The 12,703-nt window shown below is 46.9% G+C and carries 11 protein-coding genes; 8 read left to right on the forward strand and 3 right to left on the reverse strand.

The window, feature by feature from the left end:
- The first annotated feature begins 215 nt into the window (after window positions 1-215).
- The 7 genes from efeO (at window position 216) to nagA (ending at window position 8,477) form a co-directional block, all read left to right on the forward strand.
- A complete protein-coding gene (gene efeO, locus NSQ66_RS24835; RefSeq protein WP_038573125.1) occupies window positions 216-1,103 on the forward strand; it encodes an iron uptake system protein EfeO in 888 nt (295 codons plus the stop codon).
- A 5-nt stretch (window positions 1,104-1,108) separates the two neighbouring features.
- Window positions 1,109-2,446, forward strand: coding sequence for an iron uptake transporter deferrochelatase/peroxidase subunit (gene efeB / locus NSQ66_RS24840; protein ID WP_076141524.1), 1,338 nt, complete (start codon window positions 1,109-1,111; stop codon window positions 2,444-2,446).
- 238 nt (window positions 2,447-2,684) lie between these two features.
- Entirely contained in the window at window positions 2,685-4,289 is a 1,605-nt protein-coding gene (locus NSQ66_RS24845) for an FTR1 family protein (RefSeq protein ID WP_249267721.1), read from the forward strand.
- A gap of 197 nt (window positions 4,290-4,486) precedes the next feature.
- Entirely contained in the window at window positions 4,487-5,467 is a 981-nt protein-coding gene (locus tag NSQ66_RS24850) for a LacI family DNA-binding transcriptional regulator (protein ID WP_076141523.1), read from the forward strand.
- Between the two features lie 228 nt (window positions 5,468-5,695).
- Window positions 5,696-6,574 carry a MurR/RpiR family transcriptional regulator gene (locus tag NSQ66_RS24855; RefSeq protein WP_036679688.1) on the forward strand — a complete coding sequence of 293 codons (879 nt, stop codon included), beginning with the start codon at window positions 5,696-5,698 and terminating at the stop codon, window positions 6,572-6,574.
- A complete protein-coding gene (nagB, locus tag NSQ66_RS24860) occupies window positions 6,574-7,302 on the forward strand; it encodes a glucosamine-6-phosphate deaminase (RefSeq protein WP_036679689.1) in 729 nt (242 codons plus the stop codon). The genes NSQ66_RS24855 and nagB overlap by 1 nt, the downstream gene beginning before the upstream one ends.
- Window positions 7,290-8,477 (forward strand): N-acetylglucosamine-6-phosphate deacetylase, encoded by a 1,188-nt coding sequence (gene nagA, locus NSQ66_RS24865; RefSeq protein ID WP_036679691.1) that lies wholly within the window; start codon window positions 7,290-7,292, stop codon window positions 8,475-8,477. Before nagB ends, nagA begins: the two co-directional genes overlap by 13 nt.
- Before the next feature lie 78 nt (window positions 8,478-8,555).
- Here the strand turns inward: nagA and NSQ66_RS24870 are convergent, their stop codons facing one another.
- Window positions 8,556-9,593, reverse strand: a complete 1,038-nt coding sequence (locus NSQ66_RS24870; protein WP_051491082.1) for a YhcN/YlaJ family sporulation lipoprotein — start codon at window positions 9,591-9,593, stop codon at window positions 8,556-8,558.
- 201 nt (window positions 9,594-9,794) lie between these two features.
- Here NSQ66_RS24870 and NSQ66_RS24875 point away from each other — a divergent pair, with 201 nt between their 5' ends.
- Entirely contained in the window at window positions 9,795-10,862 is a 1,068-nt protein-coding gene (locus NSQ66_RS24875; RefSeq protein ID WP_036679693.1) for a glycosyltransferase family 4 protein, read from the forward strand.
- Between the two features lie 76 nt (window positions 10,863-10,938).
- Here NSQ66_RS24875 and NSQ66_RS24880 read toward each other — a convergent pair whose 3' ends face one another.
- Together NSQ66_RS24880 and NSQ66_RS24885 are read right to left on the reverse strand one after the other, a co-directional pair.
- Window positions 10,939-11,976, reverse strand: coding sequence for a glycosyltransferase family 4 protein (locus tag NSQ66_RS24880; protein WP_076146400.1), 1,038 nt, complete (start codon window positions 11,974-11,976; stop codon window positions 10,939-10,941).
- Complete coding sequence (locus NSQ66_RS24885; protein ID WP_036679696.1) at window positions 11,973-12,695, reverse strand: glycosyltransferase; 723 nt, start codon at window positions 12,693-12,695, stop codon at window positions 11,973-11,975. The genes NSQ66_RS24880 and NSQ66_RS24885 overlap by 4 nt, the downstream gene beginning before the upstream one ends.
- Window positions 12,696-12,703 lie beyond the last annotated feature (8 nt).

Genomic DNA, 12,703 nt, shown 5'->3' on the forward strand with positions numbered 1-12,703 from the left:
CGTTCGCTGGGTCGGTTACTATTCTGCTTTTTCAATTGTAATCGGATACATTACCACAAACCATACTCCCAACCCTGGGAGTTTTTTTGTCGGGCAATTATTACAATGAGATACATCACATTTTTATATTGACAGTAATTGTATACGGACTTATGATAAGTCCAGCATAATTGATAACGATTATCATTTAGATATAAAAAAGGGGTGTTTTTTTAATGAAATTTACTTATGCGGTGCCTGCAGGTCTGCTTGCAGCCTCCATACTATTTACCGGATGTACCAATAACAACAATTCTACAAATACTGCTGCTAACAGCACTACAGCCACCACTGCACCGGAGACTGCTACGGCTACCACTGCACCGGAGACTGCCACCGCTGACTTTACGTCAGCTATAGATTCATATCGTACATACGTCATCCAGCAATGTGATGAATTTGTGAAGCAAACAGAGAGTTTCACCAACGCTGTAAAAGAGGACAAGATTGATGAGGCTAAGGCGCTCTACGCTCCTGCCCGCATGTATTATGAACGGATTGAGCCTATTGCAGAAGCACTTGGCGATTTGGACCCAAATATCGATGCCCGGGAAAATGATGTAGATGCGGCAGAGTGGCGCGGTTTCCACAAGCTTGAGAAAGCACTCTGGCAGGACAATACAACTAAAGATATGACAGAAGTTGCTGACCAATTGTTGAAGGATGCACAGCTGTTACGTGCGAAAGTTGAGACCGTTGAGATCGACGCGAATCTGCTCGTAACTGGTGCTGTTGAGCTTTTAAATGAAGTCTCCTCCTCCAAAGTAACCGGAGAGGAAGAACGTTACTCGCACACAGACCTGTATGATTTCGTCGCAAACGTTGAGGGCGCGCAAAAGATATACGAGCTGTTAAAACCAGAACTAGCTAAAAAGGATGCCGATCTTGAAAAAACCATTGGTGAACGATTCGCTGCCTTGCAAGCTGAGCTTGCCCCTTTCAAATCCGGAGATGGATATGTTTCCTATGAAGAGCTGAAAGAAGATGAAGTACGTAAACTGAGTCAGAATTTGGACGCCTTGGCTGAGCCATTGTCCAACATGGGAACTATTCTAGGAGTGTGACCCTCATGAATAAACATAACAAGTTCACTGGAGTACCAGGTAATCCTGAAAGTCCCCCTCTTAATGATCAATCGAAGAATGAGCCTATATTTGGTAAAAAATTAAGCCGCCGCGATATGCTGCGGCTTACTGGCGCCACTGGCCTTGGTCTTTTGTTAGGGGGCGGAGGTGTCGGTGGAATTATAGCTGCGCGTAATGCTGTAGCTGAGCCAACGAAAGCCGCAGAAGGTGATTCCAGTTCCATTCCTTTTTATGGGAGCCATCAGGCGGGAATTTTGACACCTGCACAAAACTTTATTTATTTTGCTGCCTTTGATTTCACCACAACCAAACTGGCCGATGTGAAAAAACTAATGCAAGCATGGACCACTGCCGCTGCCGCTCTTACTACTGGCGAGCTTATTGGTGACGTAAATGACAATCCCAATCTTCCGCCCTCAGACACCGGGGAAGCGGACGGGCTAAACCCTGCACGGTGTACGCTGACCTTTGGTGTTGGCCCTTCCTTTTTTGATGAAAGATTCGGCTTAGCTTCGAAACGCCCAGCCCTATTGGCCGATCTTCCGGCATTTGCGGGTGACAATCTTGATCCGAAATGGTGTGGCGGGGATATTTGTGTGCAAGCCTGTGCCGATGATCTGCAGGTTGCATTTCATGCGATCCGCAATCTGGCTCGTATTGCCCGGGGGACTGCTGTACTACGCTGGACACAGGAAGGTTTTCAACGCACTGGAGCAGCGGATCCCAAGGGGGCTACGCCACGCAATCTTTTGGGTTTCAAAGACGGCACGGGCAATCCCGATACAACTGATAACGCTGAAATGAACAAAGTGGTCTGGAACAGCAGCAGTGACGGTCCTTCTTGGATGAGCGGCGGCACTTATATGGCGGTACGCCGGGTGCGTCTGCGTATTGAAGTCTGGGATCGGTCTTCGCTAAGTGATCAGGAGGCTACCTTCGGGCGTTATCGTCACACCGGAGCTCCACTCGGAGCTAAGGATGAATTCGATGAGTTGGATCTTTCAGCGGCGGACGCTTTCGGGAAACCTGTCATTCCGGCGAATTCACACTCCGCATTGGCGCATGGTGACGGTACAGTCAAAATGCTGCGCCGCTCCTACTCTTTTTCCAGCGGTTTGGATGTCACCACGGGCCAGCTTGATGCAGGTTTGTTATTCATAAGCTTTCAACGTGATTTAATGAAACAATTCGTTGCCATTCAGCAGCGCCTCTCTAAGACTGATCTCCTGAACGAATATATGACTCACACCGGCAGCGCGGTATTTGCCTGCTTCCCGGGTATCCGCAGTGGCGGCTTTATCGGGGAAACACTACTAAGCTAAATTTATGGCTGTCCATTATTGAAGGGGGATTATCCCGATGTTATCTCTTACGCATCCTAAACGGCAAATGCCAAAGGTTGCCTTGCTGATTCTTTTTGGCTTTTTGTGTATGCTTTTGCTCTCCAGCCCCGCGGGGGCGGAGGGCGATGGCACGGTCGACGAGCTCCTGCCGCCGGTCGGCAGCGCGCTCGTCGAAGCCGGCCAGAGCCGCTGGGACGCGGCCGCCGCCGATGTAGAAGTGTTCGCTGCGCTGTGGCGCACCGCGAACACAGGCACGCCGGACCCGGCACTCGCCGGTCCGGCTGCTGCCGTTGACGCCGCGCTTGCAGACGCGGCGAAAGCCCTTGCGGCGGGCGGCGGCGAGCCCGCCAAAACCGCACTGTCCACGCTCGCGAGAAGCGTGGACGCGTACGTCACCGCCGCCTCCGGCACGGTCGGCGGTGACACTGGAGCCGCCGGACGCGAGACGGCGGCGAAGCTTTTGCCCGCGGCGGAACGCACGCGGGATGCGGCGCGCAGCGCCGACTGGAGCGCGGCAGCGGCAGCGTACCGCGACATCGTCAGCGGATGGAAGCCGGCGGAGCGCAACATCCGGGCGGACGATTCCGCCGTCTACAGCCTGCTGGAGACGCGAATAAGCCTGCTGCGGATTGCGCTGCAGGCTGAACCGCTCCGTGAGGCGTCGGCGAAATCGGAAGCAGAAGCACTATATCAGCTGCTGGCTGATTACAGTGAAGGCAAAACCATTGACGCTGGGGACACTTCCAGTGAACCAGCTTCTATAGAGGGATTAATCAACTACCTGAACAAAGCATCCTCCGCTGCCAAAGACAATAACAGCACAGAGGCCGCTAACATCATGGAGCAATTCATCGTAGCCTGGCCTTCTGCCGAAGGGCAAGTCCAGATCGCCTCACCAACAGTCTACAACAATATCGAAAACGAGAGTGCGGCTGTCACAGGTTACCTGCTCTCAAATCCACCTAAACTGGATCAAGCTTTAACCATCATGGACAATATGCTTAGTGAACTAACGCCTTTGGCTGGTGAGACCACTTATAATGCTTGGGATGCCGCTTTGATTCTGTTGCGCGAAGGACTTGAGGCTATTCTCGTCTTGTCAGCTCTTCTTGCTTACCTGAAACGTGATGGCAACGCCAAAGCGCAAAAATGGATCTGGTCCGGTGCAGCTGTCGGCCTCACCGCAAGTATCGGATTGGCTGTTGTGCTCACTTATACCATTTCTCGGGCAGCTTCCGGGGGAGCGCGGGAGATGATTGAAGGGATTACTGGTCTTGTCGCGGTAGTTATGATGCTCACCATCGGACGCTGGTTGCATAGCAAATCAAACACTGCGAACTGGAACAACTACGTGGGTAGGCAAGTTGATGGCGCGCTGGCCAAAGGAAACCTTTGGTCACTGTCCTCCGTTGCAGCGCTTGCGATTTTACGTGAAGGTGCAGAGACTACTATTTTTTATGTGGGCATGGCTCCATCCATCAAGCTGTCTCAATTACTGCTTGGGATTGGATGTGCTCTGATTATTCTTGGTATTGTAGGTTATGCAATGATTGCCTTGAGTGCAAAATTACCGATTGCCGCCTTCTTCCGTACAGCTACAATTCTTATTTATTACCTAGTATTCCGCTTTCTTGGGGAGAGCATTCACTCGCTTCAGGTCGCTGGCAAACTTCCTGCGCATGTACAAGAGGGCTTGCCTTCAATTAACTGGCTTGGCATGTATCCAACTTGGGAAACCTTGCTTCCACAGCTGCTTGTCCTGCTGTTTATTGTGTGGGAGCTGCTTCGGAACAGATCGCCAAAAGCTTCACGAACAGCTTAGTTTTATTAATACAATAGATCTACCGGTCCGTCACGCCCTTGTGGTTACGCCGGTTTAGTCCGGTAATCTCTTGCATTTACAGTCTAATTTATGAAATGGATTCCATAGCAAGCTTTTTATTTGGGAGGTTATTTGCGGACAATATGATAAAATAAAATGACTATACACAAGCACCAAAGGGAGGCTGTTGTACTCTAATGGCTAATATTAAAGAAATTGCCCGTATGGCTGGTGTTTCCGTGACAACAGTCTCGCGGGTGCTCAATAATCACCCTTATGTAAGTGAAGTCAAACGAACCGCAGTTCTAACTACAATTGAAAAATTAAACTACACGCGTAATATGAACGCTGTGCATCTGATCACTGGGCGGACTCAAGCTATAGCTGTTATTATTCCGTATACCAACTTATTTTATTTCTCAGTCATTATAGCAGGCTTGGCTCAAGAAGCACTGCTGGCTCAATACCGGCTCGTTCTGTGCCAAACCGATTATCGTACTGAAGAAGAAATTAAGGTGCTTGAGATGCTGCGCAATAAAGAAATTGACGGTGTGGTTATGGTCTCTTCAACAATGAGCTCAGAAGCTATTGAAGAATATACAGCTTATGGCCCTATTGTGGTATGTCAGGATAGAGGAGAACGCCAATTTTCTTCTGTATATATTGAGCATTATTCTGCTTTTCGCAGCGGCCTTCAATATTTGAATGATAAAGGTTACCGCCATATTGGCTACTGTGAAGGAAGACCATACGGCAGCAGCAGCTCTATCCGACAAATTGCCTTTAGAGACTTTCTGGCGGCTACAGATCATCCTTACATTGATGAATGGATGATCTATAACTGTGTGACCGAAGAGGACGGTGCCCGCGTACTACACCAACTGCTGCAGATGAAGAATCGTCCTGATGCCCTGATTATTTCAGCAGGCGATCATATAGCGGCTGGTTTAATCATCGAAGCTTGGAAAAAGGGTATCCGCATTCCTGAGGATCTGGCCGTCATCGGATTTGATGATCAGCCTATCGGCCGAACGTTAGGTCTGACCACTGTAGATAATCAGTTAACTGAAATGGGCATATCCGCTTTTCGGATTATCTATGATCAGATCCAGCGAAATGATGGACAACCCGTTCACCGCAAGCTTGAGTACCGTATTATAGAACGCAATACAGTATAGCATCCCTTTTATCTTATATCTCCGTAATTACATCATTTAACGGTCCACTTTGCAGCCTTCTGCGAGTAGGCCGTTTTTTATTTTTGCATATTCCCCTCAAGTATTCATTTTTATCCCTTGCTTCCGAATGGAATTTGTTTTATCCTAAGTATGAAAATAATTTTCTACATTTAGTTAATAATTATAAAAATAATTTCAATACCCCATTGAAACGAGGTGGATGAATGGATGTCCCCAATACTGCATGCACTCGAGCATGAGAAGGCCAAGCTCTCTCAAATGGAACGAAAGCTGGCTGAACGAATTCTCTCCTCACCAGGCGAAATCGTTCATATGGGCATTACAGAATTAGCAGAACAATGCGGAATAAGCCCGGCAACGATCACACGTTTCTGTAAGGTGCTTCATTTTAAAGGCTTCCCCGACTTCAAGGTGAAGCTGGCAGCAGAAATTGCTCATAGTGATGCCGCGCCGCAGGATGGTGGCTCTTCTTATCAAGATATTGTAGCAGGCAACCCACTCTCCGTGATTGTGGAAGCGATGCAGACGAACCATCTGACCTCCATCAGGGACACTACTTCCCTGTTAGATCTGGAGCGACTGCAGGCAGCAGTTAATTTATTGTGCCAAGCACGCCGCGTTGATCTATACGGGATGGCGACCTCTTCCATTGTTGCTCAGGATTTCTATCAGAAGCTGATCCGCATAGGCGTAAATTGCACTGCTTTTGCTGATTCCCATATGCAGATTACCTCTGCTTCATCACTCTCCGAAGGTGATGTCGTGTTCGCAGTATCCTATTCGGGAGAGACTCCCGAGACCATTGATGCCTTGATGTGTGCGAAGGCTAGCGGAGCAAGCACTATCGCACTAACCTCTTATGGCAGCAGCACCTTGGCTACTCTGGCGGATATCCCCCTATTCTCCTCATCTTTGGAGAAAGGTATGCGCCGGGGAGACATGGCCTCACGCATAGCTCAGCTTCACATCATTGATATTTTGTTCACTGGAATGGTCAGCACCCGTTTTGGGGATTTTATTCCTAGACTGGAGCAATCTTATCTCAATGTCCAACAATACCGAAACAAACGAGGAGGACAATCCTAATGAATATTCTAAAGTTCCATAGTGATGAAGATTTCGTACAAACGGGTGCGAATCTTATCGCCAGCCTACTGCAAAGCAATCCTAAAGCCGTGCTCGGTCTTGCGACCGGAAGCTCCCCAGTTGGTGTTTATGCCAAATTGGTTGAAATGCACCAAAAAGGACTTGTGAGTTTCTCTAAAGCAACTTCCTTTAATCTGGATGAGTATATCGGCTTGCCTGTCGACCATCCACAGAGCTATCGCAGTTTCATGAACGAGCAATTATTTAACCATATAGATATTGATCCAGGACAGACACATATCCCTAACGGAAACGCAGCGGATATGGAAGCAGAATGCCTTGCATACGATAAAATGCTGGAAGAAAACGGACCCGTTGACTTGCAGATTCTCGGTATTGGCAGCAACGGCCACATTGGATTCAACGAACCCGATGCTAACCTCAGCAGCAAAACCCATGTCGTTGACCTGCTTGATGATACCCGGGAAGCGAATGCCAGATTCTTCGACAGTTTGGACGAGGTACCTCGGCAAGCGATCACAATGGGCATTGGAGGCATCCTAAAAGCACGCCAAATCCTCTTATTAGTTCGTGGTGCCGGCAAAGCTGAAGCCATCCGCAATGCTGTTGAAGGCCCGATTACAACCCAATGCCCTGCATCCCTGCTGCAGAGCCATCCAAATGTAATCGTTCTCGTAGATGAAGGAGCAGGCAAATGGCTGAAATAAATAAAGAACTAGAACAGTTGCTGTTCGGTAAGGTACTGACTCCCCAAGGTTTAATTGAGCATGGTGTGATTGCCGTATCTGGAGAGCAGATCCACTATGCTGGCGATGCGGCTTGGCTCCCAGAGCGTTACGCTCATTGGCCTGCCAGTGGTCAAGCAACGGATCTTCTGATCCCCGGATTTGTAGATGTACATGTTCATGGTGGAGCTGGCCACGACTTTATGTACAGTGATACTGAATCGCTGAATGCCATCACTAAGTTCCATAGTTCCCAAGGAACAACAACAATGCTGGCTACAACCATGACCGCTTCCAAGTCTGCTATTGACCAAGTATTCTCCGAAGTCAGCGCTTATCGTGCTGCTGAAATGCCTTACACACAAATTGCAGGCATGCATCTGGAAGGACCCTTCATCAGCCCGAAATGGTCCGGCGCACAAAATCCAGAGCATATTGTTCCTGCCAATATTGAGTGGCTAGCACAATGGGAGAACGATTATCCAGGAATGATCCGGCAAGTCACGCTTGCTCCGGAACGTGAAGGTGCCCTCGAAGCTATTCTCTGGCTGCGCAAGCACGGTATAACTGCAGCGCTCGGGCATACGGATGCTTCCTTTGAAGAGGTTATTGCCGCAGCAGATGCTGGACTTAACCAAGCTGTGCATATGTTCAATGCGATGACACCCCTACATCACCGTAAACCTGGAGCGGCTGGCGCTATTTTGTTCGATAAACGCATTCGCGCAGAGATTATAGCCGACGGGATTCATGTTCATCCCGCAGCCATTTCTATATTGACCCGTCTCAAGAAAGAGAACAATTTATTACTGATTACTGATGCCATGTCTGCAACTGGACTTAGTGATGGTGAATATACAATTGGTGATTTACCTGTACTCGTTCAAGATGGCATCGCCACCCTTAAAGATAATCCTGCTGCTCTAGCTGGAAGCACACTAACGATGATTCGCGGCTTCCGTTATCTGATCCAAGAGGTAGGACTCAGCTTGGAAGAAGCCTCCCGTGCTGCAAGCCTTACGCCAGCGGCGTCCATTGGAATGGAGCGTAGCATTGGTTCCTTGGAGGCTGGAAAACGCGGCGATATCCTGCGCCTTGATGCTGAATTTAATATTTGCGGCGTATGGATCGGCGGACGTCCAATCACCACTTCATAAAATTAGCTCCAAACAAAAAAGCAACAATTCTCTCCAGATGGTGAGATTGTTGCTTTTTTATTTAGATCACAAAAATCATTAATAATTACGTGTTGGGAAAATTCGTTCAACCATGGTACGGAATTCATCCACAAATCCTTTTATCGGATGACCAGCACGAGCCTCTTCAGCATAAACATTAGCGCGTTCCACGAAGTCAGGATTTGCTGATACGTATACATCCTTAATTCTCGCATCATGTTTTTTAACTTCTGCAGCAATTTTATCTTTAATTGCTTTGGTAACTGTTTCTGTTTCTCTTGTATTTATGGTGTTATTTGTGTTATTTGAGTTATTCGTGCTATTGGTGTTGTACATATGCGTCGAATTACTTCTGTAATTCGTGTCATGGGTACTAGGAGTGGTACTGCGCATGCCCATGCCCATTCCAGTTCCCATACCTTTTCCCATCCCCATATCTACATCATGTTTCGACCCATCGCTGTTCAGCAGAGGACCATTATTATAAGTATGGTTTCTTGTCGTACCTGTTCCCATAGTACCTGTACCTGTACCCAACATACCCGCTCCCAAATTACCCATACCATTGATTCCATTTCTGGTTGCCGGTCCAGTACTTGTTGTACCAGGAACTGTATTTACAGTACCTCTTAAGGCTCCGTTCATACCATTTGTTACAGCTCCAGTATCATTCATTCCATCACGGCCAATTTTCACTCTTCCTGTACCAGACATTACGCCAGTCGGTCCATAATTGTGAGGAGTGGTTGAAGATTTTGCCCGATACGATGGAGTCCCTTTGGCACGCAGGCCAGCAGTTGCATCATTTAAAGTTACTGCTACATACGCGCTTTTACCTGCAAGCATTACATTCGCTGAACGGACTTCAGGCATAGCAGCAATCCGGTCTGCAAGCTCCTGACTAACTTCCATCTTAGTGATGTTATGCGTGCCACCGCGTACGGAATTTACACCAATACGCCCATCATTTACTCCCCGGACACTATTGGTTTGCACATTAGATTTTTCTGCCGTATTGGTTCCACACCCTGTAATACTCACCAAGCCGAGAAGCAATGCAGCTGAGACTGACATACTGATCTTGGATCGCAACATGAATTCATCCTCCATCTCTAATGTTGTATGTGTGCAGTGTACGATCGTTAGGATGACCTTCTGAAGAACAAGCTATCCTGAAAGGATTTGGAACTATGCCACTTTGACCGTCACCCGCGAGTGCAGATCGGCGTATCTTATAAACAGTAAGCCATATCTCAACAAGTCGGTATTGCTCCGCAAAAGTCAGGAGGCTTGTGCATGAAAGTTCTATTTACGTTTTATGTACCGAGTGGCGGGGTGGAGACATTAAATAAGCTGCGATGTGAAAGTCTCCAGCGAAGTGGGATCGAATGCCATGTTTTATATCTAATGCCGGGTTCAGGCCAGAATACGACCAATTTTCCGGTATTTGTCTCATCTTCAGATGAAGAAATTAAAAATTTGCTGGATACCCATAATTACGATGCTATTATTGTTACATCAGATTATTTATTACTGAAACGTCTGCGTGAACTCGGTTACCGCGGTATTATGATATACGAATCTCAAGGCCTTGGAAAACGCAGTCATGCGGAAACTCTGATCAGAGATGCTGTCCCTTATTTACGTTCTTATTGTAATGCGGTACTAATCCCGCCAACCGATCATTTGTTGGAGCTGTTTATTGAAATCTGTCCCTGGCTGCATCGTTATGTAATTCCGAATATTGTTGATGTCCAGTCCTTTCAGCATATCCCTGCTGAACCTCCGGCTAATCCGGTTATCGCTTGGGTAGGCCGGCTAGAGAGCAATAAAAATTGGCGGGAATACTTGAGAATCGCCCATGAAATTCGCCTTTATAAACCAGATCTTCATTTGTGGATGTTCCATGATCCTAATTTAGCCGCAGAGGATCAAAAACAATCCTTTCAGGAGGAGCTACACGCCTTAGGGCTGAATGATCGTCTAAGTACTTTTACCAATATTCCTAATCATGTAATGCCGATTTATTATTCCTCGATAGCCAATTCTGGTGGATTCCTGTTAGCCACCTCCATTACAGAAGGATTTGGATATGCTGTTGCCGAAGCGATTTGCTGCACTTGTCCAGTACTTAGTACAGATTCCGATGGTGTCAGATCCTTTATTGTTCATAATGTCACGGGTAAATTTTACCCGCTTGGCAATATTCCAACTGCCGTCAACGAAGGACTGGAGCTTATGAACAATATTCCTCTGCGAGAGGGTCTCCGTCAGCAAGGAAGAGGATATATGGTCTCACGCTTCGGAACCGAGAAGTATGCGCAGTCTTTTCGTGAAATGATGAATTCATATGCCATCTTCTAACCGAAATCAAGCAAAAAAACCTTCAAGCCACTTCTCAAGTGGTACTGAAGGTTTTTTATATTTTAAGGACATATTACTAAGAGTTCCTCGCTACGATCTCAAACAGTGCATTCTGAAACAATTGTGTGCTTTTTTCCCAAGTGAAATGCTGTGAATCCTGCTCCCCCTTACGAGCCAGCCGCTGGCGTAAATCCGGGTCTTTAATTAAGGTTATGATATCATCCGCGAGCCGATTCTCAAACCGGTAGGACATTAAGCAGTTGTGGCCATGCCTGCCATATTCCATATTCCCACCGGAGTAAACAGTAACGAGTGCTGCTCCACAACGCATAGCCTCGATGCCTGGTAGCGATCCCGTATCATACGTACTTGAGCTTACAAAAATATCACTCTCACTATAATGGTAACAAAGTTCAGTATCATTTGCAGGAGTCCTTATATGATATCGTTCATCCATTAATAAAGTTTGCAGTGTAGTCGACTCAGCAAATTCACCAGGAGGAATAATCAAATAAAGTTCAACTTCTGGATGAAGTCTTCTGACCCGATTTAACTGTTCAAGTAAATAATCTTGTTCACGATGACCTGAGAATCCTCCCTCCGGCTTTCGCATAACCGCGGAAACTACAAGCTTATTTTCAGGTTCACGAATGTTCAGGTTTCTAAAAACAGGATTCACACCAATGGGCACGATTGTCCCCTTAATGCCATGATTCATCTGGACGATTTCTTGCTGCCAGCGGGAAAGTACGAGCAGATTGCTGGTTAAACTATAAGATGCAAAAGAACGGCTATTGTCAGGTAAAAAAGTGGGCTCGTAGCAAAGTGCTAAGCGAATATGAATCCCTTTCCCCTCATTACTTGCCTGCTGCGATACCTCGACTGTGGTATAAAAGTTGGAGACAATCACGTCCCCCACTGGAAAATCGTTGGCCGACAAATCATCATCTGCCGCATAACGCAATTCACAATTTATCTCGTATTCAACGACACCATCGCTGGGCAAGAGGATCGTAATTTCATGACCGATCTCTGACAGACGATTAGCCAGTTCTGCCAGCATCCGTTGTGCTCCGCCCCTAGATAGAGTTAGAACAGGAAATATTAATTTCATTCCCCTCTCTCCTTTAGCAGCAGATGCGATAGAACCCCGTGATGTTTTGCTTGTACCAGTTCTATCTCTCTTTTCTGCGCCTCACTATGAATCACTGAGCCCATCTCTTGATGCACTCGATAATCAAGCTGCGGATGCTCAATATAAGACCAGCTAAAATGCGGTAAAATACGCAGCCATAAATCATAATCTTGAGTATATAACAACATTTCATCGAACGTTCCTACAGCACGAAATATATCCATATGAAGAAGAACTGTACTCCCATTCACCGGACAACCCAACATCATAGTCTCAATAAAATGGGCCCTGCTGCTAAAAAGCATACTTACCGTATCTGAGATCCGTTCTCCCTGCTCATTTATATAATAATAGGCTGTATAGTTAAATAAAGTGCCCGTACTTTTGAGCTTTTCTATTTGGTTTTTGATTTTATCCGGGTGAAATTGATCATCTGCACTGAGCCAGGCAAAATACGTTCCGGTAGCCACTTCTATCCCTTTGTTCAAAGCAGAGGCCGTCCCGCCATTATCCTTTTGTATATAAATGATCCTGTCACGGAAGGGAGTCAACTTCTCCAGCCATAGGGTAGAACCGTCGTCGACTACAATGAGTTCTATATTCGGATAGCTTTGATTCAAGACACTTTGGATGGCGAGATCCACATACGAACAGTTATAAAATGGGATGATCACCGATACTTTAGGTTCTTCACTCATACGCGCTC

It is taken from the genome of Paenibacillus sp. FSL H3-0329 (assembly GCF_037963285.1).
In the GTDB taxonomy this organism is placed as follows: domain Bacteria; phylum Bacillota; class Bacilli; order Paenibacillales; family Paenibacillaceae; genus Paenibacillus_AQ; species Paenibacillus_AQ odorifer.